Genomic DNA, 24,523 nt, shown 5'->3' on the forward strand with positions numbered 1-24,523 from the left:
TCCACAATCCACATGACAATGACATCCACCGTCACTCCGATGGCACTTTGTGCCAAATCGTTCCTTGTGTATGCCACTTATCATGTGTCTTGCTCATCTCATACTAATAATTACAAAATAAAAATGTGCGTGATACTGAAAATCTTCAATATCACGCACAACATTTTAAATCATACTCTGTATAGTTTCAAGCTTATTTTCACTTAACCTTATTGCCGCCCCACTCAACTACTGTAAAGCCACCTCTTGATGGAGACTCAAGATACTGTGGATTGATCTTGATGTACTTATCTGTAGGATACCAGGCCATGAATACGCGGATCATGGTATCAGGAGCAGGTGTTACTGACAACTTGGCGTTATTGTTATAGGTTGTACCCTGGAAGCTGATGAGGTTATATGGATTCTTTTCCATCATTGGAAGCCAGAACTCTATAAACTCTGCCCTCTCTGCTTCATTCAGTCCCAGAACTGTGAGCTTATCTTCAAGGAAGCTCTTGGTATCTTCGCCCTTAACACAAAAGCCTGAGTAAAAATCATAGGAATAATTTGGATCGCCTTCCCAGAACAGATAGTCATAGGTCTTACCTTCAAAGGTAATCTTGCCATCCCTATTGGCTGTGACATTCCAGGTCTTATCCGCATTGAACTCCGGGATCAGATCAACCAGGTTACCGTTATAATCAAGGCTTACTGAAATCTCTGTATTATCTTCAAGAGGATACAGGTAAATTACAGGCTTTAGATCCTGTCCTTCCTGTGCACCGTTCTGAGCCCCAGCACCTGTGCATCCCACAATTGCTGTCATCATTATAGACAAAAAAATACCAACAATCGCCTTCTTGTTCATAAACAAACCCTCCAAAAGTTGTTCCCTGACAATAGACATAACAACTTTATACTACTATTATACGCCTATTTTCCCGATAAGTATTGCTAGTTTATGAACAATAAATTACATTTTTATGACTTAAACGTTTATCCTCGCTAGATTACATGCGGTTTTCATAGTCTTAGTCCAGCTTGAGCAGCATTTTTAGTACTCTTTCAGCACTCGTCTCAAGATCTTTTCTCTTAAGAGCCTTCTTATCAATGGCCTCAAGAAGCTGTTCTGTGTAGCCGCAGCCCATCTTGATATCATTGCCAGCAAGTACTTCTTTGTAGTGCTCACCAAAGCCCCACCAGTCACTTACTACAACGCCTTCAAAGCCCCATTCATCACGCAGGATTCCTGTGAGAAGGTCATAAGACTCGGAAGCCCTCTGTCCATTAACAACGTTGTAAGAAGACATGATGCTCCAAGGCTCAGCCTCTTTGACAATGATCTCGAACGCCTTAAGATAAATCTCTCTTATAGCACGCTCAGATGCTCTTGAATCACTGGCCTTTCTGTTAGATTCCTTGTTGTTGAGGGCAAAATGTTTAGGTGTAGCAATGATGTTGTTACTCTGTATACCGCGAACCATAGCTGCTGCCTGCTTTCCTGCAAGGAATGGATCTTCTGAGTAGTACTCAAAGTTTCTCCCGCAAAGTGGACTTCTGTGAATATTCACAGCTGGAGTAAGCCAAGCTGCAAAGTTACACTCTTTGGCCTCTGCACCGCCTGCCACGCCAACTTCATAGCAGATATCCTCATTCCAGGTGCATGCAAGAAGTGTTGAACATGGGAAAGCTGTAGTAACTACGCCCACTTCCGGAGCAATTCTGACGCCGGCTGGTCCATCGCAGGTCTGAGCAGAAGGAACGCCAACCTCTGGGAGATTGCCATAGCCAAAGGTATTAGCCATACCAACGTTAGGCTGTCCACCCAGAAGATTTCCAAGCTGCTCGTTAGAGAGCTGCTTCATGAAGTCTTCGAGTGTGATCTTGCACTCAGCTACCTCAATAAATTTCTTAGGATCACCTTCCTTAGAAGGTAAAAAGAGCTGGAATCTCTCCTGTGGTCTTACTACCGGAGTCTTAAGCACGTCATGCTCTATCTTATCTTTCCAATTCTTTGGTCTTGGGAAAATAGTTTCATAAGTATCAACCGGCTTAAGCTGTGGAAGCTCTTCAAAGCTTCCATCCGCAAGCATTCTCTTTTTAAGTGATGTTGGAACAAGTCTGTTCTTAACCTGCTCTATCACAACATTTTTCTTAAGCTCGTATGTATAATCAAGTTCCTTAACGTCTCTTACAGATGTACCAAGGAAGAATTTATATTCGCCCTTTTCAAGTATCCATGCTGCCTTTTTAACCTTGCCAAGATCGTCGTAGGAAGTCATATCCTCAACGCAGAGAGCTATAGTAACGCGCTGACTCTCGCCTGGCTGCAAAAAACGTGTCTTAACATAGCCACCAAGTACTTTAGAAGGCTTACCCAGCTTACCCTGTGGAGCACTGTAGTAGAGCTGCACTACTTCTTTTCCTGCAATCTTACCAATGTTGGTGACATTAGCAGATACTACGATTGCATCAGGAAGCTCGCTCGTTTCCTTGCTGCCCTCCGCTTCGATCGTCATAGCTTCTGCCTTACAATCTTCTACAGCAAATGTTGTATATGAAAGTCCATATCCAAACGGGTAGTTGACCTTACTAGCTGCCCCTGGGATTGTCTCAAAATAGCGATATCCTACATAGATATCCTCTGTGTAATCAACGTAGTCGTCATTCTCGTGGAAGCCATCTGTTGAAGGATAGTCCTCAAGTCTTGCAGCAAAGGTATCTGAAAGCTTACCTGAAGGATTGACCTTACCAAGAAGGATCTTGGCTGCTGCGAGTCCGCCTTCTATTCCGCCCTGCCATGCCATGAGAACTGATGAAATGGCATCATCATCCTTGAACCAGGTTGTATCTACAACTCCGCCTACATTCATCACAACGATTACGTTAGCGAAGTTCTCTTTTACCTGCCTTACCATCTTCTTCTCAGCAATTGTGAGATAGAAATCGCCATGGTCAAAGATCTTGTTGCCCTGTTCTACAAGCTCCTTGGCTTCGCACCTGATCTCTCGGTCTACTCCTGCAACCTTTCTATCCCAGCCTTCTCCGGAGAATCTGCTGATCGCGATGATTGCTGTATCTGCATAGGCTGCTGCATCTGCCAGGATATCTTCCGGAAGAGCCGGCTCTTTGATCATGCCTGGTGCGATTCCAAGTCTGTACTGATCTGCTATATATTCCTGATAGAATCTGACAGATTTGTCGTAAATTGAAATGTCTGATGTGTACTGAGAAAGGCCTTCGTAGAGGTTTCTGATGTAAGGAACTGTTACATCTCCGCTACCACCGCCGCCTTTTACATAGTCAAATACTCCCTTTCCAAAGAGGGCTACTCTTGTGCCCTTCCTGAGAGGAAGTACATTTCTGTCATTCTTAAGAAGTACCATACCTTCGCATGCTGCCTGGCAGGAAAGGTCGATGTGCTTCTGACTTGCTGTAACTCGCACGCCTCCTTCGCCCAACGGAAGATTTGGTGTGTATTTGATTCTTGCCCATTTTTCCATAATTATGTCCTCGCTCAATATCCTCTGATAATGTGCATCTATTACCACGCTACTAAAAAATCATAGCATAACCCTATACTAGAGACAAATATAGACGTCACAGGACGTTCAATTAGTTGACAGATTTCTGATTATGCTATATATTAGCGTCTGTCTATATAATTCTAGAATATGATGATATATCATCAGTGATTCACTATGTGGCGCTAGATTTATTCTTGCCACACAAATTCAAGTATTTGTATACATTATTGTTGTCTCGGTATTTTCGTGCAGTAATTCGTGGTTTCTATCTTCTACATTACACATTCAGAACAATTATCTGCATGATGAACAGACAAATAATTGACACATAAGGAGGACTAAACAATAGAAGACTACAGTTTTCAGTTAGAACAACAAATTAGCGATCTTGACACATTGATCAAAAGGATAGACAAGAAGCTGGCATTATATAAAAGCGATGAAGTATTTCCGATAAAACTATGCAAGAAAAAGTCATGCTATCAGTACTACACAGTCAATGCAGATGGACAGCGCGTATACATAAAAAAGAAAGATCGTGATAAAGTCCGAAGGAAATTTCAACGTGACTATCTTGAAAATGTAAAAAAGGTAGTTATAACACAGAGATATAGATTAGATCACTTTCTTAAACTATATGATATCTCTGCCATAAGTAATGTCTATGATAACCTGTGTGATGCAAGGAAACAGATGGTTTCTCCAATAATAGATACAAAGGAAAGCTATGTTGCCAAATGGTTAGCCGAACACCCTGGTAATATGAATACATTTCCACAAGAGGGTGTATTTTTAACAGATAACGGCGATCATGTCCGATCAAAATCAGAGAAAATCTTAGCTGATTTATTCTTCAAACTAAGAATTCCCTATGTCTATGAACCAAGGATTGAACTCTCAAATGGTTTAAATGTTTATCCTGATTTTTTACTGCTAAACACACGAACAAGAAAATCTTACTATTGGGAGCATCTGGGATTAATTACTGATGAAAACTACTCCAGTAAAGCATTATCAAAGCTATATTCTTACGAAAAAGATGGAATTGTTCTCGGTGAGAACTTACTCTTATCAATGGAATCTCTAGATATGCCGTTAGACATGAGGCAAATCAAGAAAAAAATAGAAAAGTATCTATTATGATTTTCGGATGCACGCTTTCATCTATATCTCATTTTCTATCGTGCAACGTTTAGGCATCCCCCTCCTCGAAATGCAATATCTTAAGCAGATTTTAATCACAGTAATTGAACAATTGCACGTTATCCCCTGCCGAATTTATACTAGCGTGTAGCACCGACCAACATCAGTTCTACCAGTATGACGTTTTATTGAAATTGTCATCGGTTAACGTGCAACCATTGTATAAAATCCATTTTCTCTAGCACGATAATTACTAGCAAAATCTCTATATCGTGCATCACACAAAAAAACACCCCGTCGTACTGTCTACTGGTTCCACTAGATACATATACTGATCTACATCCCTCAGATGAAGAAAAACATATACATTTCCCTATAATCTGTGTTAAAGTAATATTGCATATAGAATAGTTTCCGGCAATTCTTTTGCCACAATCTATGGATATGCAGATTGTAATTCGTATTCATTCCTAATACCTGAAATGAATAAATCTCCGAAAGAAAGGAAGGTGGTTTTAATGAAGTCAGATTCACATTTATGCAGTAGCGATTCTGCTCCTGGTCGAAGTACCAAGCTCAAAACCACCAACTTAATAAAAGGAGATTATTACAATGGAATTACAAGAAGAAGAGAAGACAACCGCTGAAATCCTACAAGAACTTCTTGAGTCCAGGAAATACACTCTGCTTCGCCAGACCATCTCAGAAATGAATACAACAGATATCGCTGCTGCTATGAGTGAGATGGAGGACGAGGATTCTCTTAAAATGTTCAGAATCCTGCCCAAGGATATGGCTGCTGATGTATTTGCTGATCTGGAACTGGATAACCAGCAATATATTATCCGTTCACTGTCAGACCGAGAAGCATCCAACATTATTGACAATCTGATGGCCGATGATGCTACTGACCTGTTGGAGGAAATGCCTGCCAACGTAGTTAAGCGTATTCTGGCCAATGCAAGCCCTGAGACAAGAGCTGATATCAATCATCTGTTACAGTACCCTGAAGATTCCGCCGGTAGTATCATGACTGTGGAGTACGTGGACCTTCGTGAGGACATGACCGTAGCAGATGCTATTGAGCGTATCCGTAAAAAAGGTGTTGATTCCGAGACTATCAACATCTGCTATGTAGTTACCAGACAGAAGATTCTGGTTGGAACTGTGGCCCTCAGATACCTGCTCATCATGAAGCCTGATGAGATAATTGGTGACATCATGAACACCAATGTCATCAGCATCAACACCATGACTGACCAGGAAGAAACAGCCCGAATGTTCCAGAAATACGGCTTTACTGCCATGCCTGTCGTAGACAACGAAACCCGTATGGTTGGTATCATCACCATCGATGACGTTGTGGACATCATGGAAGAAGAGGCTACCGAGGATATCGAGAAGATGGCAGCTATCGTTCCATCCGACAAGCCCTATCCCAAGGTTGGAATTTTTGAGACCTATAAGAGCCGTATCCCATGGCTGTTATTCCTCATGATAAGCGCTACTTTCACAGGTGCCATTATCACTGGCTTTGAGGATGCCCTTTCTGCCTACGTTATCCTTACAGCATATATCCCTATGCTGATGGATACAGGCGGTAATGCCGGTGGACAGGCAAGCGTTTCAATCATCCGTGCTCTTTCATTAAAAGAAATAGAGTTTACAGATCTTTTTAAGATCATCTGGAAAGAAATACGAGTTGCTGTACTGTGTGGTCTTACACTTTCAGTTGCAAACTTTGCTAAGCTATTATTATTTGATAAGCTCGCACTTCCTGTAGCTGCAGTAATTTGCCTGACACTTCTCATAGTTGTACTTATTGCCAAGCTGGTTGGCTGCTGCCTTCCTATGCTGGCATCCAAGGTTGGCTTTGACCCGGCTGTTATGGCGAGTCCATTTATCACAACTATTGTCGATGCACTGTCACTACTTGTGTACTTCAACATTGCAACCAAGATGCTTCATTTAGTTGTTTAGAATCGGGTAATTAAAGCTTTGTTAGATTTACAATTGTCGCTATTTCATAAAGATTTAATATTAAAATAAGAATATAAACATTTGATAATAAGCCTCCATGTACGATAATGAAATTGGTGATTTCTCATTATTATGCATGGAGGTTTTTATCATGGCTAAAAAAGTCAAAGAGGCTAACGCCCCAAAAAACGCAATTGCATTTAAAGACAGCATAAAGACAAAGCTTATTTCCATTCTGCTTTTGTTAGTTGCAATTCCGCTTATTGTTTCCCTTATCATAAGCTATATTACATCTACCAATAAGGCTCTTGAAGATGCTAAAACAGCCCTCTCCTGGCAAGCGAGGTACATAGCATCTGAATACGATGCCATTATCGACAAGAACGTCACAATCATTCGTTCCATAGCAGAGAACCCTACCACAATCGTATATATGCAGGGGACCGCTGGAATCGAAGATTCTGTCATGGTACAGATGATGCAGGCTGGCGATAACATTCTCAACGACGGAAACTCAACAGCCCTCGCAGATACTACAGGTATGCAGACCGTAAGATCAAGTGGTAAATGCGTAGATGTCCATGAAAGAGAATACTTTAAACAGGCAATGGCAGGAAATACATTTGTTTCCGACATTATTGTCAGTGCTTCATCAGGACTCAGACAGATTACTATCGCTACTCCTATAAAGGATGAGAACGGAGCTGTTCTTGGAGAAATCCAGAGAAACTACAATCTGGCAGAACTTCACGATTTCCTGGCCGCTAACACAGAGGATGCATTCGTCCTCGATTCATCCAATATAATGGCAGCTCATGCCAAGATGGAGCTGGGAGTAGATGACGTCTACGACCTTACAGGTTCAGCCTTCACTACAAGCTCTGAAGGAACTATCGTTGACGACAGTTCTTTTGAAAGTAAGCTCATCATGTCCTGGTACAAAGACCCTGATACAGGATACACCGTTGTCGTTTCAACCGACTACAACAAGGCTATGGCATCAGCCAAGAATTCTGCTCTGCTCTGCATCATTATTGGTCTTGTAATGCTCGTTATTGCTTCCGTCATTTCACTTATGATGGCAAACAGCTTTACAAATCCTGTAGCAGCTGTAAATGACTCTCTTTCCCAGCTGGCTGATGGACGGTTTGCTAAGATTGACAAATTCACTGCACGAAAAGACGAGTTCGGCACAATGGTCAACAGTACGAATACTGTTATCAACAAACTTGACGAAATCGTTAATAATATCAAAGCTTCTGCTAACAATGTAGAGAGCTCATCTAATGAGCTGTCCGACATGGCCAACCAAATTTCCCAGACTGCGGAAGATGTATCCAATGCCGTTCAGGAAATTGCTTCCGGAGCTACCCAGCAGGCTGATGAGATTCAGTCCGCTACAGAAAACGTTGGTAGTATCGGAGAAGCTGTTGTAGATGTCCAGAATTCTACTAATGACCTTGAGGGCCTTGCTGGTAGAATGCAGGAAGCATCAGAAGCATCCTCTGCTTCACTTTCTAACCTGCAGGAGTCCAGCAATGAGATGACTGGCAAGATTGATGAGATTTCAACTACTATCTCTGCTACTCAGAATGCAGTATCCAACATCAACGATAAGGTTGAAGGTATCGCTTCCATCGCTACACAGACTAACCTGTTGTCACTCAATGCCAGCATTGAGGCAGCAAGAGCCGGTGAAGCAGGAAAAGGTTTCTCAGTTGTTGCTGAAGAAATTGGTAAGCTTGCTGAAGATTCCAAGAACATGGCCGATGAGATCAGAAAAGAGATGGATGTCCTTCTTGATCAGTCCAAAGCTGCTGTATCTGCTGCTGAAGCGATCAAAGACAGTAACATTAACCAGCAGAGTGCTCTTGGCGAGACTCTCACAAGCGTAAATAGCATGCTGGAAGATATCGCATCTACAGTAGGCGGTGTACAGAGAATTTCCAGAGGCGCAAACACTTGCGAAACTTCCAAGAATGCTGTTGTTGATACAATGAGCGCTCTTTCAGCAATTTCTGAAGAGAACGCAGCATCCAGTGAAGAAACTGGAGCATCCATGCAGGAGCTGTCCGCTACAGTTACTACACTTGCAGGATCAGCTAATAGTCTTAAGGAAGTTGCCGAGAAGCTCAATGAGGATATCAGCTTCTTCAAATAATTTTAATACGCCCTTGTTCATTCAGTATTGAATGTTAACGCACACAGAAAAGAGGCTACGCACTGATCATTTGCGATTGGTGCACAGTCTCTTTTCATGTTTGTTTTTATATTTGATTACTCAATTTTTATCAATATATCTGTATATTCTGGTCTCAAATGGACGAAAATATCCTTTTCTAAGCTCTATTTCACTGAGCTCCTGCTCAATGTGGTCGAATACTCCATTGTAGGACACCGGCTCTTTTGGATAATTACACAGTACGAGCTCTCCGTGTTTGCCCGCGAACTTAGACGGCTTATGGGCTTTAACAGGGAATCTTGAGAAGGAGCATATGATTAGATAACTTTCTCCATCAAGGCTTCTCTCATACATGTAAATATTTTTATCCTTAGGGAAATGCTCTGTGTAAGTGCCGTAAATAAGCGTCTTGGAGTTCTTACGAAGGGCAAGGCATTTCCTGTAGAAATTCAGGATACTGTTCTCATCCTTATCTTCTTTTCTGACATTAACTCTCTTATAATTGGGGTTCACGTAGAACCAGGGCTTAACTGTAGAGAAGCCTGCATTCTCGGTATCATCCCATTGTACAGGGGTTCTGGAAGAATCACGGCTGGACAAATGTATTCTGTGAAGGCGCCTCTCCGGATCCTCCTTGAGGTGATAGGTGTGATAGTTGGTAATTGAGGAAACATCCACGTACTGGTCAATGGACATGAGCCTGATATTAGTCATGCCAATCTCCTGCCCCTGATAAATAAATGGCGTTCCCTGCTGGAATATGTAGCTTGTAGCCAGCATAGTTCCACTTTCTCTCCAGAAATGCTCACTTCCATACCTGCTTATAATGCGGGGATGATCGTGATTTTCAAGGTACAGCGCATTCCATCCCTTACCGGCAAGAGCATATTGCCACTTGGAGAAGGCTTTTTTGAGCTTAATAAGCGAAAATGGCCTATGGACATACTCTGTGTACAGGCAATCAGCCATCATATGGTCAAAAGAAAACATCATATCAAGAGACTTGGTCGGCCCAGTCAGATACTTCATGGCAGACTTGACCGTAGTCATAGGTCCTTCGCCCAGCTGGAAACAGTCGTACTCATCGCAGACCTTACGAAACTCAGCCAGATACTCGTGAATATGGGGGCCATCCTTGTAATAGGGCATTCCATTAACTGCTGGTAAAAAAGGAATTCCATTGGGAAGTCCTTCCTTTTTGGAAATGAAATTAATGACATCTTCCCTGAAGCCGTCGACACCCATATCCAGCCAGAAGCGCATAATATCCTTTACCTCCTGACGAACCTTAGGGTTATCCATGTTAAGGTCAGGCTGCTTCTTGGCAAAAATGTGAAGGTAGTACTGACCTCTTTCGCAGTCATACTCCCAGGCTTTTCCTTCAAAGAGGCTATCCCAGTTGTTAGGCTCATCACGCCAGATATAATAGTCACTATAAGGATTGTCCTTGCCCTTACGGCTCTCTTTAAACCATGGGTGCTCGTCAGAGGTATGGTTAACTACCAGGTCCATAATGACCTTAAGACCTAGGGCATGGGCTCTTTTTAGTACCTTTTGGAACTGTGCAAGATCTCCAAAATCAGGATGAATGTCCTTATAATCAGAGATATCGTAGCCAAAGTCGGCGTTGGGAGATGGGTATATTGGCGAAAACCAGATTCCATCTACTCCAAGGCTCTTAACATACTCAAGCTTATCATAGACGCCATATAGGTCTCCTATTCCATCACCGTTACCATCTGCAAAGCTCCTCACCCAAATCTGGTAGAAGCTCATTTCCTTATACCAGTCGCGTTTTATGTTTTTGTTGTCATTATCAGTTGTCATCATATTTGTCGTCCGAATAGTCTTCTGTGAAATTGTCTTTTATCTTATCTATACCTTCGTTTATGCCCTTTTTGAGGGATTCTACCCCATCCTTAAACTCCTGATAATTATCTCTTAGATTATCCTTAAACTCCTCATAACCTGACTTTATTTCATCACGAAAATCCTGATAGTTCTCAAGCATTCCATCTCGGATCTCGTTGTAATTATCTATCACCTCGTCCTTGAAATCCTGATATCCCTCACGGACTTCAGCGTGGATGTCCTTAGGAATATCCACAAATACTCTCTGGGTGCCATTCAGAATAGTCGCAGCAGAATTCATGAGATTCTCAAAGCTCTGATGTTTCCTGACCCCAAGCTCTCCGCTTCTTACCATCTCTTTTATCTCTTTATATCTGTCATATCCAAGCCTTACCGCCTTGTCCCATGAAATGTAGATCTCATCCATAGCATTCTGACCAATCTGATGGAGACGGCCCAGATCTCCGGAAACCTCCTCAAGAAGCTGTGCCATAGACTCTGGATTTTCTTCTATGAGATAGCCGTTTCTATCATGAGTAATGCCCTCTGCAGCACATGAACCCTTTATGAGAACACTGGCAAGTCCGCAGGCTGCTGCCTCTCTGACAACGATGCCGTTTGTATCATAAGTTGATGGGAAAAGAAACAGGTCTGCCCTTGTGTTCCAGGCTCTAAGCTTTTCTCTGTCGTGGATTGGCCCAGTAAAGATGACCTTATTCTCTATTCCATAGGACTTAACCAGCTCCTGCATCTCTTCAGCATCAGCGCCGCCGCCCACAAATACCATCCTGAAATCCATGCCCTTCTGGTTTAGAAGATTCATGGCTTCAATGATGATTGGAAGTCCTTTGTACTTCATAAGTCTTCCAACAAAAAGATATAGTGGAATTCCCTCAGGAATGTCGTAGGTATTATTTAGTTCTTTTACCATGTCTTCGGAAGCTCGGCCTCGTGGAAAATCTACGCCGTTTGGCATAACCCTGTACTCGCCCTGATAGCCAAGAGAGCGAAGGTTCTCGCCAGCGCCTTCTGAAACTACCCAGACATCGTCGCAGGCCTCGATATTACTGACCATAGCTTTAATGGCTTCTTTTTTGAGGATACCTTCTCCAACGGCTCTTGCAATATCCACATCAAATTTGGTGTGGTAAGTGAACACAATCGGAGCTCCCGTCTCACGGCGTAGAATTCTTGCCATTACCGTAGATGCGGCAGGACAATGCGTGTGGATAATGTTTGGCTTAAGCTCAGCCATTTGAGCTATTTCCCTTATGGCGAGAGGATATCCGGTACGATACCCCTTCACAAAGTCCGTAGTGTCAAAGCTTGGATAAGCCACAACCTTATAGGGATAGCCCTCATAATCCGCCTCGGGATACTTGGGCGTTCCGACAATAACGTTTGATTCAAGCTCGTTTGTCAGTATATTTCCGTAGTTCATAACGACATTGGCAACGCCGTCAATGATTGGTGGAAAAGAATCATTTAGTAAGCATATGTTCATGTTCTGTAGCCTCCATTATCAAAGTCCTATGTATTTGCGTCTGAGGTACAAGCCCAAAATAAAGATTCCTACTGTTTCAACCAGGTGAAAAATAACTGATGTCCATACAATTCCTACGCTATAGCCTCCAACAGTGACAGTATGCATTCCCAGCAGCACAAAGGACAGCAAAAAGAAGGTCATCAATATCATTGTGATAACCTTGAGCAGCTTGTCGTTTAGGAATATTCCAGTCATCATACTTCCCAGTAAAAGAGCTATGAGAAGACCTATATACTTAAATCCATGGGTATTATTGTAGATAGCAACAAAATCCTCGTTAGAGGTCATGCCACTACTAAAGTCAAAGAGATCTGATATGAATCTACTGTAGACAAGTGAGCAGATATCATAGACCATGCGAACTGCGATCAGAATCGCTCCCCAGAGCTCGAGGAGCTTGGCGATAGAATCTCCAGTAAGAGCCGGGACTTTACTGCCCAGAGTCTCCTGCTGAAGGACAGCCATTTTGAGTCTGTCTGATTCCTCCACCACAGAAAGAGCGCTCTTTAGCTTATCAAAAGCGCCTATAAAAACAAATGCCATGAGAATGACCTGAATAGCAGCAACTGCAATCTGTCCAGCCATGATAGTTGAATTGGCTATATCAGGCTGTTCAGCGTTGGCGCTGCGAACCATTCTCCGTATTATCAACAAAGCAAAATTTGCACAGACATGTATTCCTGCCGCCCAGAAAAGTGAATTCGACAGGTAATGCTCTTTTCTATTGACGTACACTTATGTGTCCCCCTTGATTGCCCACCTCATCTTGGTTGATTTACTGCGGGGATTAACCCTGCACTCCTCAGCCGAAGGCCTTGTGACATCTTCTGAAATGTCACTATATATGCCAGCTTTTTTGAGCTCTTTAAAAGACTTTTTGACGAGTCTGTCCTCACCTGAATGGAAGGTCAGGATTGCAACTCTTGCTCCTGGCTTCAGGATATTGGGAAGCTTTTCAAGGAATGTGTACAACACCTCAAACTCGCTGTTAACGTCTATTCTAAGAGCCTGGAAAACTCTGGCACAGCTCTTTTTGATGGCCTGATCCTTTTCCTCCTTGGGAACCTTCCAAAGAGCTGACTCTATAGCCTGCCTGAGAGCTGTTGTGGTGTCCATGGGATCACCTTTTTTCATAAGATTAAAAACCTTGTCTGCTATCTCCTCTGCATAGGGCTCATCTGAGTTTTCCACAAGCATCCCTACGAATTCATCTCTTGTGATGTTATGAAGCCTTTCTGCTGCTGACTCCCCGTGCTCAGGGTCAAGTCTAAGGTCAAGAGGTCCGTCTATCTTGTAGGAAAAGCCTCGACTTGGATCATCAATCTGCATTGATGATACTCCAAGATCTGCCAGTACAAAGTCAAACTTTCCTACTTCAGCTGCCACCTGGTCGATATTGGCGAAGTTAGTAAGTCTGAACCGGAATATTTCTTCACCAAAGCCTGCGTTTCTAAGACGTTCTATTGTCTTCCTGGATTCTATAGGATCAACATCGAGCCCATAAACGCAGCCCTCTCCCTGAAGCTGTTCCAGCATCTTTCTAGTATGGCCGCCATAGCCAAGAGTACAGTCAAGTCCCTGCTCACCTGGCTGTATATTAAGCACATCCAGTATTTCTTTTACCATGATGGAAATGTGCATTCCTGCTGGTGTTGAGCCCTTGGAAATAACGTGCGCCACTGTATCTGCGTACTTCTCCGGATTCCGTTCTTTATATTTTTCTTCAAATTTACGAGGGTACTTACCTGAGTAGTGGACCCTGCGCTTATGCTGCTTTTCTTCCAAATCTGTGATTCCTTTTTTGTGTTTTATTATGTGTTCTGTCTATTACCTATTTTCTATGGAGTGATATTATTCAATATCTGAATTTGTCTGCCTCATATATCAGTTTAGCACAAATACGAGTTGTAAATGTAGCAATAATCCATACTGCAAAATGAGCTGTAGACTAATGCTACAGCTCATATTTCGATTTCTTTCTATTGATCTCACTTATGTAGGCCGCTGTTATCATGCCCGATGGAAGGGCAATTACCGCAACTCCCATAAGAGCCGATACTATTGTGATAAGGCGTCCCACATCTGTTGTCGGATAGATATCGCCGTAGCCTATAGTTGTTATGGAAATTGTAGCCCAGTACACCGCATCAAAGAAGTTTTCAAAAAGATCTGGTTCTAACTGGAAAATCAGCATAGCTGATACAAATATGTAGATCACTATCAGGATAAGTACCGCCAGAAGCTGCTTTTTAACTTTCCTCAGAACATTAGCTATGACAACAGCTGTCTTGGAATATCTGATGAGCTTTAATACTCTGAATATCCTAAAGAGTCGCAGGAGCCCGATAGCTGATGTGACTGGGGAAAAGAGATAAATAATGGGGATAATTGATAACAGGTCGAATATGGCAAGAGGCGTTAATATATAAGCAATGTATGCTCTGATACTCTTGTATCCCATTTTATAGTCTGCGGTACATACTCTGGCGATATAGTCGATGACAAATATAATCGTTGTGAGAATTTCAATCCAGAATGTATAGGTATTATCTTTCTTGAGTGTCAGCGGAATAAGACCCACAATTACTGCAACCGTCATGAGCATATCATAGGCTCTGCTGGAGTTATCTCCAATACTCGATACTTCAATTACTTCGTATACTCTTTTCTTAAAAACCTTTTCCATAGGCGACCTCAAAAATTCCCTGAAATAAATGCAAGAATCCCAAGAACAGCTAAAACAATGCTGAGAAGCCTGCATAGTGCGACGAAGATAGTTGAATAAAGGCCTATTCTAGAAGTATGTACGCCAGTATCTGATATGAAGATGTCTTTTTCCCGGTCTTTTCCCATACGAAGCACCTTTTCTCTGTATATGCTTATAGCATACGTCTATAACGTAAGGATTTATGTTTTAACTGCAATTATGCGATGAAATAAAAAGCGACAAATGGTATCTGTTGTCAACATTATACCATTTGTCGCTTTTATTTATCCTAAAAAACATATAAACTCTCAACAGTGTCGCAATTCTTAAACTACTCACTTTGCAAGACCAATCATTGAGACAGCTCCCAGAATGCTACTGCGCTGCAAGCTGCAACATTGAGCGAATCAACGCCATGAGCCATAGGAATCTTGACGCACCAGTCACAGGCGCTTATGGTTTCTGGAAGAAGGCCGTCACCTTCTGCCCCAAGAAAAATTGCCAGTTTCTCTGCATTTTTGAGCTCCTCGGCGTTTATGTCTAATGTGTCATTTCTAAGAGCAAGAGCCACTGTCTTAAAACCAAGCTCCTGCAAGGTACTTATTTCTTTTCCCTCCGGAAGGAAAGTCCATGGTGCCTGGAATACTGTCCCCATACTGACTCTGGCAGCTCTCCTATAGAGCGGATCAGTGCATCCACTTGTAAAGAGCACAGCGTCCATGCCGAGCGCAGCAGCACTTCTGACAATAGCTCCGAGGTTCGTTGGATTTGTCACGTTTTCAAGAACCGCAATACGACGGGCATTTGCGATAGTCTCTGCGACTGTCGTGAGCTCTTTTCTCCTCATGGCACAGAGTACACCTCGTGTTAAGTGGAAGCCTGTGATCTTGGTAAGGACGGAAGAATCGGCGATATAGATGGGAATCTGTGAACATTCATCTGTTGCTACACTGTTCGAAGTATTATTAGTTGCGCTTATCCTTGATGATTTCTGACACCTCTCGATTATATCTGCCGCGTCCTTCTGAGTCTGCCCCTTTTCCAGTAGCATAGAGATTGGCTCGTACCCTGCATCAAGAGCACGCCCAATAACCTTGGGACTCTCTGCGATAAAGATTCCAAGGTCTGGTTCATTTATGTGATATAGCTGGTTCTCAGAGAGCTGATGATATATGGACAGCTCCTGAGAATCCAGATCAGTTACTTCGATAAAATTGTGGGACATGTAATTCGTCTCCTGGATAATTTTCTCAATGTACTACAACAGGAAGTGTGTGGGGCTGCGTCTCTTCCACAAGAGACCTTTCTCCAGCAACCGGCCTGAATTCAAAACCTTCTTCATCGATATCTCTTGTAAACACAGGTGTTCCATCCCCTGCAAGGAAGGCTTTTATGTAGTCCTGAATCGTTTCAAGCTTGTATGGGAAGCTCATAGCGCCCATGTGCTTCTGAGTAAGATGATGGATATCAGAGCCACCACTCATAATAAAGTTATGCTCAAGGCAATACTGATATCCAAGACCGTTTTGCCAATCAGGGTTCTCTGCATTGAAGCACTCTACACCGTCCACATCATTAGGCGCAAGATGAATTGTGTTAAGATATCCCCTCTCCCTGTATGGATGTGCCTGAACCATGATCCCGCCTACAGCTCTTACTGCCTCATGCAGCTCTTTTCTGGTCATGTCCATGATCTGAGGGTTATCAAGAAGCCACTTCTTGTCTACTCCATAGAGAAGATATTCATCTCCTGTAAATGCAAACTCAACTCCAAAGAATACCTTGAAGTCTGTACCATTTGCAGCTTCAAAAGCATGCTCATATCCCTTGCAATACAGCTCCACCTTCTCTTCCCATGGAAGATGCCTTGGTACCGCGCTGTTGCCGTTAAAGAAGTGATCAGTAACAATGATCCCGCTGTAGCCAATTTTCTTCATGTGCTCAATATACTCTTTTCCCGGAGTATCAGAGCAGGCGCTGCCTTCAATTGTATGTAAATGAGTTTCGTATAAGTAAGCCATGTCTTCCTCTTTTGTCTGTATCCCGCTTGTATCTTATGTATGTGTTTTATTCTTCTGACTTGCTAGTACTGCTTTAGCATATCTTGCATGTCTACATCATTGTATAACCTGACATTGAACATAACAATTATTTGGGGCAATTCTTTTTACATCAGATACTGTTCAATCATAGCCTTTATTATATTTGAACTGAGGGCATGTTGAGAAGTCTCAAATGTCATTATCAGTTTTTTTCCAGGATAATATCCGCTTTGCTCATAGGCCTCTATCTTGGCTATGTTCTTGTTGGCATAGGCTATGTTATCCATCATTCCAAAATGCTCCCAAATATATTCCTGTCTCGTCCGTATATTGAGGCATGTGAAATCTGGTCTTACCTGACCAATATTCTTTAGATTGATTGGATATTCGTAGCGATAAGGAACCCCTCTTTGTTCCAGCATATTGGCAATGATAAGCTCAGATTTTGATCTTACTTTCACACCATTATTTGAATAAAAAACATTACCATCAGACATCGGCATTGATTCGTATTCAACCTTTTGCCAGCATGTTGCAAACTGCCTGTCAGGCAAAAACAATGGTGTTACAATTACTTGTTTTCCAGGATTTAAGGCTTCAAACACATTTGCTACTGATCCCTGTTTAAGAACATCTACATATTCAGACGCTATTCTAAGTTCCTTATTTGCAGCCTCTACTATTTTTGTGTCATATTCCCGTTGTGCAATTCTGGCAGCTACCTCCCGCTGACTTATCGATAGGTACTTTCCATTTGTATCTTTTGGGTCACTCCTCAGGAAATATTGGTATGAATTCTTTCTTTTCTGAACTCGTAACTTTCCTTCCAATGGTTGCTGAAGACTTGCTGTTTTATTATGTATAATTCTTTCTAATTGTTCCATTCTCCTGGTAACAGCCTGAAGCGTCCCATCACACCAGTTATACTCATCAAATTTAATTTTCATATAAAACTCCTTAATATGCATCGTTTTATATGTCTTACGAGCATCAATTATTACCCCGCAGCTATAAATCCTGTTCCTCCCTAGAGTTTTATAGGTTCTACCACCTTGGATACACTTAGTAATTTAGTATAAATCTCTCTAAATCTCTGTTTTTATGTGTTTTCTTAGCTTTTCTATTATGTCAAAAGACATATAAAAAGTTGGCATCGGTCGCACTTATAGCTTTAAACAATTTTTTATCTACAAAAGAGCATATAAAACTTGATTAAATGGATATTTTTTAGCTGTCCCAGAAAGAACAGCCATCTCAAAATGAACTTTGAAAAAAGATTATCTTGAAATACAAATGAAACTATATAATACCCACCAAAAATTGTAAAGATATTTCTATGATATAAATAGAAAAGACAGAGCATATTCCGTAAATTCAGAACAGCTCTGTCTTTCAATAATTATACTATGTTTTCTTAATATAACCTGAGATTTGGATATTCCTTTAGCTATCCGAGTTTACATCCCATGTTTCATCCAATATTTCCTCATCCATTACAGGTTTGTATATCCCATGAGGTACTCATCAACTTCTTTTGCACAGGCTCTGCCTTCGGCGATAGCCCAAACTACGAGAGACTGGCCGCGGTGCATATCACCTGCTGAGAAAATCTTGGTATCAGGAATGTGATAACCGCCATCTTCTGTAACTACAGTGCCTCTAGGGCTTCTCTTAACAGAAAATGCATCTGCAGAGTAGTCCTCACAGCCTATAAAGCCAGCTGCGATGAGGAGAAGGTCACACTTAAGAGTCTTCTCTGAGCCGGCAACTTCTGTCAGCTTGCCGTCCTTGAAAGCAACCTTAACAGTTTCTATCTGCTTGATATGACCCTTCTTGTCTGTAGTAACGCTCTTAACAGTGGTCTCATATACTCTTGGATCAGAACCAAAGAGGAATATTGCTTCCTCGTGGCCATAATCTGTCTTGAGAACCTTGGGCCATTCTGGCCAAGGATTAGAAGCCGATCTCTCTACAGGAGGCTTAGGCATCATCTCAAGAGCTGTTACACTCTTAGCTCCATGTCTTATGACTGTTCCAATACAGTCATTACCTGTATCACCGCCTCCGACAATAACAACGTTCTTGCCTGCTGCATCGATATATCCGCCGTGTTTTTTGAGAGACTCAGCAGATTTATCCGGTGCATCCTTTCCAGCATCAGCACTATCAACCATATCCATAAGGGCTTTGGTTGTCTGTGTCAGGAAATCTACAGCATAGTATACGCCGCCAACCTTACCTGGCTCTGCTGCAGCAAGAGGTCTTGCCTTCTTAGCTCCGCAGCATAATACAACAGCGTCAAAATCTTTGAGAAGGGTTCCGGCTTTGCTGGTGTCTACATTAACACCAGTATGGAATACAACGCCCTCGTCCTCCATGAGCTTTTTGCGGCGCTTAATAACGCTCTTATCCAACTTCATGTTAGGAATTCCATACATGAGAAGTCCACCGATCTCATCTTCTCTTTCAAAGACTTCTACGTTGTGACCTCTGTGGTTAAGTTCATCAGCTACTGCAAGTCCGGAAGGTCCGCTTCCTACAACAGCAACTCTTTTTCCACTTCTGATAGTCGGTACTACTGGCTGAATATAGCCGTTTGCATAAGCTGTCTCAACCAGGAATAATTCATTGTCATGAACAGTAACAGCGTCGCCGTATTGTCCACACATGCAGGCTTTTTCGCAGAGTGCAGGACAAACACGTCCTGTAAACTCTGGGAAATTGCTGGTCTTGTGAAGTCTTGCAAAGGCATGTCTGTCATGTCCTCTGTATACTTCGTCGTTCCACTCAGGAATCAGGTTGTGAAGTGGACAGCCTGTTACCATGCCTCCAAGATTCATAGCTGACTGGCAGAATGGAACACCGCAGTTCATACATCTTCCAGCCTGCTGTCTACGCTCCTCTGTCATGAGCATTGTGTGAAACTCATCGAATGTCATGATTCTTTCTGCTGGAGGCACATCACCATTATTTTTTCTCTTATACTCAAGGAATCCTGTATCTTTTCCCATTTCTTCGTCCTCCTTACGCCAACTCTTTGAAAGCTTCCAGTACTGCTGTGTCGTGATCTATGCCCTGTTCCTCGAATCTACCAATAGCTGTGAGCATCTTCTGGTAGTCATTAGGCACGATCTTCTTAAAGTCTGGAATGTAGCTGTCAAAGTTTGCAAGAATCTCTTTAGCAAATTCTGAATCTGTCTCTTTGACGTAATCTTCAAGGATTCCCTTGAGTTCTGCTATATCATACTTCTCTGTTACTTCGAAGAGAGAAGCCATATCTTTGTTCATACGAAGGTAAAGAGTGTGCTCTCTATCAAGAACATAAGCAATTCCTCCGCTCATACCGGCTGCAAAGTTCTTACCAGTCATTCCAAGGATAACTGCCCTGCCGCCTGTCATATACTCAAGTCCGTGATCACCGCAGCCTTCTGCAACTGCAACAGCTCCTGAATTACGAACGCAGAATCTCTCGCCTGCAACGCCGCATACATAAGCTTTGCCGGCTGTTGCGCCGTAGAGAGCAACGTTACCGATGATGATGTTCTCGTGAGCCTTGTAGGTTGCCTTCTTGGATGGTCTTACAATTACCTTACCTCCTGAAAGTCCCTTACCAAAGCCGTCATTAGCATCGCCGTAGAGTCTTAGTGTAACGCCCTTAGGAAGGAATGCGCCAAAGGACTGGCCACCGCCTCCGTGAGCTTCTACAACAACTGAATCGTCAGCAAGCTTATCCTGGAAGTCTGCAGTTACCCTGCTGCCAAGAAGTGTACCAAAGCTTCTGTCTGTACTTGATACATTAACCTTGATCTGTACGTTTCCTTCTGCGTCCTTTGAGTTCTTAGCAACCTTGAATGCTTTCTCATACTCAGGAATGAGTACCTTGGAATCAAGTGTCTTCTCAAGAGCAAAGTCATAAACCTGCTTAGGATCAAAGTGATTATCTGTTCTCTCAACATAAGCTCTATCAAGGATTCTGCTAAGGTCGGCTGCTTCCTTGCGCTTCTTGATATCCATGTCGCTGCCTTCGTAGGTTCTCATAACAAGGCGGTCAGTTCTACCTACCATCTCGGCAATTGTTCTAAAGCCAAGCTGGCTCATGATCTCACGAAGCTCTCTTGCTACAAAGAGCATGAAGTTCATGACATGTTCTGGCTTACCCTTAAATCTCTTTCTGAGTTCTTCGTTCTGTGTAGCGATACCAACAGGACATGTATCCTTGTTGCAGACACGCATCATCATGCATCCCATGCATACAAGTGGAGCAGTGGCAAAACCAAATTCCTCTGCGCCAAGGAGTGCTGCTATAGCAACATCTCTACCAGTCATGAGCTTACCATCAGTCTCAAGGACAACTCGGCTTCTAAGGCCATTATCAAGAAGTGACTGATGTGCTTCACTCACACCGAGCTCCCAAGGAAGTCCTGCATGATGAACCGATGAAGATGGAGCTGCACCTGTTCCTCCGTCATAGCCTGATACGAGGATAACCTGTGCTCCAGCCTTGGCAACACCAGAAGCAATTGTTCCAACGCCTGCTTCTGATACAAGCTTAACTGAGATTCTTGCCTTGTCGTTAGCATTCTTGAGGTCGTAGATGAGCTGGGCAAGATCCTCAATTGAATAAATATCGTGATGAGGTGGTGGTGAAATAAGGGCTACACCTGGGGTTGAGAAACGAGTCTTGGCAACCCAAGGATATACTTTTTTACCAGGAAGGTGTCCACCTTCTCCTGGCTTAGCGCCCTGTGCCATCTTGATCTGAATCTCCTTGGCACTAAGAAGGTACTGGCTTGTTACACCAAATCTACCTGAAGCCACCTGTTTAACTGCACTGTTTCTGTCTGTTCCAAAGCGGGCAATATCCTCACCGCCTTCACCGGTGTTGGACTTACCACCAAGTCTGTTCATGGCGATAGCAAGAGTCTCGTGAGCTTCCTTGGAAAGTGAACCATAGCTCATGGCACCTGTCTGGAATCTCTTAACGATCTCCTCTTCGCTCTCAACCTCATCGATTGGAACTGGCTCAGCTGCTGGTACAAATGATAAAAGAGCTCTCAAGGTATGAGGTCTGTCCTCATCATCTACCATCTGGCTATATTCTTTAAATCTGTCATAGTCGCCTTCTCTTACCGCTCTCTGAAGAGTAACGATAGTCTTAGGGCTATACATGTGATCTTCCTTATCTTCACCGCTTCTAAGAGAATGGAAGCCGATGGAATCAAGTGTTGTATCTGTAGAAAGACCAAGTGGATCAAAGGCTCTGTTGTGTCTGTATTCCACATCCTGAGCAATCTCTTTGATTCCGATTCCGCCTACGCGACTTGTAGTTCCTGTAAAGTATTTATCCACAAGCTCTTTTGACAGACCGATTGCCTCAAAAATTCTTGCAGACTGATATGACTGCAGTGTAGAAATACCCATCTTGGCTGCAATCTTAACTACGCCGCCAAGAAGAGCCTTGTTGTAATCAGCTATAGCTGTATGATAGTCCTTATCAAGAATTCCGATATCTATGAGTTCTGCGATACACTCCTGCGCAAGATAAGGGTGAATAGCACGTGCACCAAAGCCAAGGAGGGTAGCTATCTGATGAACGTCTCTAGGCTCACCACTTTCAAGGATAAGTGAAACCGCAGTACGTCTCTTGGTTCTGACAAGATGCTGCTCAACGGATGAAACTGCCAGAAGTGATGGGATTGGCATGTGGTTCTCATCAACGCCTCTGTCTGAGAGGATTATGATGTTCACGCCATCAGCAACTGCCCTGTCAACAGATACATCCAGCTGCTCGAGAGCTCTTTCAACGGGAGTATTCTTGTAGTAGAGAAGTGATATCTTTCTAACCTTAAAGCCTGGCTGATCCAGTGACTCAATCTTCATAAGGTCAACGCCAGTAAGGATTGGGTTATTGATCTCAAGCACGCGGCAGTTATCGCTCTTTTCCTCAAGGAGGTTACCATCAGATCCGATGTAAACTGTTGTGTCAGTTACAACCTTCTCTCTAAGTGAGTCGATAGGCGGGTTTGTTACCTGGGCAAAGAGCTGCTTAAAGTAGCAGAATAATGGCTGATGATGGAGTGAGAGCATGGCAAGCGGCACATCAGTACCCATGGAAACAGTAGGCTCGATGCCATTTGTAGCCATCGGCATGATCTGATTCTTAACATCCTCATAGGAATAGCCAAATACCTTGTAGAGCTTATCTCTCATCACCTGAGTGTGTGTAGGTATCTTCTTGTTAGGAATGCTGAGCTTACCCAGGTGTAAAAGATATCTGTCAAGCCACTCGCCGTAGGGCTTTGCCTTGGAATATTTCTCTTTACACTCTTCATCTGAGATTATGCGGCCTTCCTTGGTATCAACAAGGAGCATATGTCCAGGTGAAAGACGTGACTTTTTAACAATGTTCTCGTCAGGGATATCCAGAACTCCCACCTCAGAAGCGAGGATGAGTCTGTTATCCTTAGTGACATAGTATCTTGATGGACGAAGGCCATTTCGATCAAGTGTAGCACCGAACACCTCACCATCAGTGAAAAGAACTGCTGCAGGGCCATCCCATGGTTCCATCATTGTTGCATAGTAGTGATAGAAATCTTTTCTGTCCTGAGCCATGAAGTCGTTGTGCTTCCAAGGCTCTGGAATAGTAAGCATCATGGCAAGTGGAAGATCCATTCCATTCATGTACAGGAACTCGAGAGTGTTATCCAGCATAGCAGAGTCAGAACCTGATGAAGCTATGACAGGATATACCTTTCCAAGATCATCTCCAAATACGTCTGAGGACATGGTCTCTTCACGAGCAAGCATTCTGTCGCTGTTACCACGAATAGTGTTGATTTCACCATTGTGTGCGATCATTCTATATGGATGAGCACGCTGCCAGGATGGTGTTGTATTAGTTGAGAAACGGCTATGCACCATGGCAATAGCTGTAACATAGTCAGGAGAAAGCAGGTCTGCATAGAAATTACGCAGCTGTCCTACCAGGAACATTCCTTTGTAGACAATAGTCCTGGATGAAAAAGAGCATATGTAAGTATCCTCAGAGGATTTCTCATACTCTCTTCTGAGACAGTAAAGACGTCTGTCAAATTCAGTTCCGCGCTGTACTTCTGCAGGTCTTTCAATAAAGCACTGAGCGATGTAAGGCATGCAGTTTCTGGCAACCTCACCAAGAATCTCTGGATGAATAGGCGCTTCTCTCCAGCCAAGAACCTTGAGGTTTTCTTTTTCTGCAATAACTTCAAGAAGACGCTTTGCGAACATTCTCTTCATGGAATCCTGAGGCAGGAAAAACATACCGATTCCATAGTCGCCAGCGTTCTTGAGCTTAATGCCTACTTTGTCAGCTTCTTTTTTGAAAAACTTGTGAGAAATCTGTACCAGGATTCCGACACCATCACCAACTTTACCGGTGGCATCTTTTCCTGCGCGGTGTTCGAGCTTCTCAACGATGCTGAGAGCATCATCGAGGACTCTGTTGTCTGCATTACCATCTATATTGATTACGGCGCCTATACCGCAGGCGTCACGTTCGTTCATCCATGGTTCCATTTGGAC

At 42.9% G+C, this 24,523-nt stretch carries 16 protein-coding genes; 3 read left to right on the forward strand and 13 right to left on the reverse strand.

What is annotated here, in order from left to right; genetic code table 11:
- Window positions 1-199: 199 nt before the first annotated feature.
- Together IJI01_RS13235 and IJI01_RS13240 are read right to left on the reverse strand one after the other, a co-directional pair.
- A complete protein-coding gene (locus tag IJI01_RS13235; protein ID WP_292191296.1) occupies window positions 200-850 on the reverse strand; it encodes a hypothetical protein in 651 nt (216 codons plus the stop codon).
- Between the two features lie 163 nt (window positions 851-1,013).
- On the reverse strand, window positions 1,014-3,485 hold the full coding sequence (locus IJI01_RS13240) for a glycoside hydrolase family 3 C-terminal domain-containing protein (RefSeq protein ID WP_292191298.1): 2,472 nt from the start codon (window positions 3,483-3,485) through the stop codon (window positions 1,014-1,016).
- A gap of 420 nt (window positions 3,486-3,905) precedes the next feature.
- Between IJI01_RS13240 and IJI01_RS13245 the strand changes: the two genes are divergently transcribed.
- From IJI01_RS13245 to IJI01_RS13255, 3 genes are all read left to right on the forward strand, one after another.
- Entirely contained in the window at window positions 3,906-4,652 is a 747-nt protein-coding gene (locus tag IJI01_RS13245; RefSeq protein WP_292191301.1) for a hypothetical protein, read from the forward strand.
- A gap of 612 nt (window positions 4,653-5,264) precedes the next feature.
- A complete protein-coding gene (gene mgtE / locus IJI01_RS13250) occupies window positions 5,265-6,632 on the forward strand; it encodes a magnesium transporter (RefSeq protein ID WP_292191305.1) in 1,368 nt (455 codons plus the stop codon).
- Window positions 6,633-6,783: 151 nt separating this feature from the next.
- Window positions 6,784-8,793 carry a methyl-accepting chemotaxis protein gene (locus tag IJI01_RS13255; protein ID WP_292191307.1) on the forward strand — a complete coding sequence of 670 codons (2,010 nt, stop codon included), beginning with the start codon at window positions 6,784-6,786 and terminating at the stop codon, window positions 8,791-8,793.
- Window positions 8,794-8,913: 120 nt separating this feature from the next.
- Here IJI01_RS13255 and IJI01_RS13260 read toward each other — a convergent pair whose 3' ends face one another.
- From IJI01_RS13260 to gltB, 11 genes are all read right to left on the reverse strand, one after another.
- Window positions 8,914-10,644, reverse strand: a complete 1,731-nt coding sequence (locus IJI01_RS13260; RefSeq protein WP_292191310.1) for an alpha-glucosidase — start codon at window positions 10,642-10,644, stop codon at window positions 8,914-8,916.
- A complete protein-coding gene (locus tag IJI01_RS13265) occupies window positions 10,631-12,169 on the reverse strand; it encodes a glycosyltransferase (RefSeq protein WP_292191316.1) in 1,539 nt (512 codons plus the stop codon). Before IJI01_RS13265 ends, IJI01_RS13260 begins: the two co-directional genes overlap by 14 nt.
- An 18-nt stretch (window positions 12,170-12,187) precedes the next feature.
- Window positions 12,188-12,946: a hypothetical protein gene (locus IJI01_RS13270; protein ID WP_292191319.1), complete on the reverse strand. Its 759-nt coding sequence runs from the start codon at window positions 12,944-12,946 to the stop codon at window positions 12,188-12,190.
- A complete protein-coding gene (rsmH, locus tag IJI01_RS13275; RefSeq protein ID WP_292191322.1) occupies window positions 12,947-13,996 on the reverse strand; it encodes a 16S rRNA (cytosine(1402)-N(4))-methyltransferase RsmH in 1,050 nt (349 codons plus the stop codon).
- A gap of 169 nt (window positions 13,997-14,165) precedes the next feature.
- Window positions 14,166-14,897 carry an ion transporter gene (locus IJI01_RS13280; protein WP_292191324.1) on the reverse strand — a complete coding sequence of 244 codons (732 nt, stop codon included), beginning with the start codon at window positions 14,895-14,897 and terminating at the stop codon, window positions 14,166-14,168.
- Between the two features lie 8 nt (window positions 14,898-14,905).
- Window positions 14,906-15,064: a hypothetical protein gene (locus tag IJI01_RS13285; RefSeq protein WP_292191327.1), complete on the reverse strand. Its 159-nt coding sequence runs from the start codon at window positions 15,062-15,064 to the stop codon at window positions 14,906-14,908.
- A 206-nt stretch (window positions 15,065-15,270) separates the two neighbouring features.
- Window positions 15,271-16,143 (reverse strand): TrmH family RNA methyltransferase, encoded by an 873-nt coding sequence (locus IJI01_RS13290; RefSeq protein WP_292191330.1) that lies wholly within the window; start codon window positions 16,141-16,143, stop codon window positions 15,271-15,273.
- Between the two features lie 25 nt (window positions 16,144-16,168).
- Window positions 16,169-16,939: a PHP domain-containing protein gene (locus IJI01_RS13295; RefSeq protein ID WP_292191333.1), complete on the reverse strand. Its 771-nt coding sequence runs from the start codon at window positions 16,937-16,939 to the stop codon at window positions 16,169-16,171.
- A 146-nt stretch (window positions 16,940-17,085) separates the two neighbouring features.
- A complete protein-coding gene (locus IJI01_RS13300) occupies window positions 17,086-17,907 on the reverse strand; it encodes a hypothetical protein (RefSeq protein ID WP_292191336.1) in 822 nt (273 codons plus the stop codon).
- A gap of 546 nt (window positions 17,908-18,453) precedes the next feature.
- Window positions 18,454-19,971, reverse strand: a complete 1,518-nt coding sequence (locus tag IJI01_RS13305) for a glutamate synthase subunit beta (RefSeq protein ID WP_292191339.1) — start codon at window positions 19,969-19,971, stop codon at window positions 18,454-18,456.
- A 13-nt stretch (window positions 19,972-19,984) separates the two neighbouring features.
- Entirely contained in the window at window positions 19,985-24,517 is a 4,533-nt protein-coding gene (gene gltB, locus IJI01_RS13310; RefSeq protein ID WP_292191342.1) for a glutamate synthase large subunit, read from the reverse strand.
- Window positions 24,518-24,523 lie beyond the last annotated feature (6 nt).

It is taken from the genome of Butyrivibrio sp. (assembly GCF_017433805.1).
Taxonomy (GTDB): domain Bacteria; phylum Bacillota; class Clostridia; order Lachnospirales; family Lachnospiraceae; genus Butyrivibrio.

What these genes read in the sequence shown, in the direction of transcription:
- IJI01_RS13235 (WP_292191296.1), bottom strand. Translation starts at nt 850, where the DNA reads ATGAACAAGAAGGCGATTGTTGGTATTTTTTTGTCTATAATGATGACA.
- IJI01_RS13240 (WP_292191298.1), bottom strand. Translation starts at nt 3,485, where the DNA reads ATGGAAAAATGGGCAAGAATCAAATACACACCAAATCTTCCGTTGGGC.
- mgtE (WP_292191305.1), top strand. Translation starts at nt 5,265, where the DNA reads ATGGAATTACAAGAAGAAGAGAAGACAACCGCTGAAATCCTACAAGAA.
- IJI01_RS13255 (WP_292191307.1), top strand. Translation starts at nt 6,784, where the DNA reads ATGGCTAAAAAAGTCAAAGAGGCTAACGCCCCAAAAAACGCAATTGCA.
- IJI01_RS13260 (WP_292191310.1), bottom strand. Translation starts at nt 10,644, where the DNA reads ATGATGACAACTGATAATGACAACAAAAACATAAAACGCGACTGGTAT.
- IJI01_RS13265 (WP_292191316.1), bottom strand. Translation starts at nt 12,169, where the DNA reads ATGAACATATGCTTACTAAATGATTCTTTTCCACCAATCATTGACGGC.
- IJI01_RS13280 (WP_292191324.1), bottom strand. Translation starts at nt 14,897, where the DNA reads ATGGAAAAGGTTTTTAAGAAAAGAGTATACGAAGTAATTGAAGTATCG.
- IJI01_RS13285 (WP_292191327.1), bottom strand. Translation starts at nt 15,064, where the DNA reads ATGGGAAAAGACCGGGAAAAAGACATCTTCATATCAGATACTGGCGTA.
- IJI01_RS13290 (WP_292191330.1), bottom strand. Translation starts at nt 16,143, where the DNA reads ATGTCCCACAATTTTATCGAAGTAACTGATCTGGATTCTCAGGAGCTG.
- IJI01_RS13295 (WP_292191333.1), bottom strand. Translation starts at nt 16,939, where the DNA reads ATGGCTTACTTATACGAAACTCATTTACATACAATTGAAGGCAGCGCC.
- IJI01_RS13300 (WP_292191336.1), bottom strand. Translation starts at nt 17,907, where the DNA reads ATGAAAATTAAATTTGATGAGTATAACTGGTGTGATGGGACGCTTCAG.
- IJI01_RS13305 (WP_292191339.1), bottom strand. Translation starts at nt 19,971, where the DNA reads ATGGGAAAAGATACAGGATTCCTTGAGTATAAGAGAAAAAATAATGGT.
- gltB (WP_292191342.1), bottom strand. Translation starts at nt 24,517, where the DNA reads ATGGAACCATGGATGAACGAACGTGACGCCTGCGGTATAGGCGCCGTA.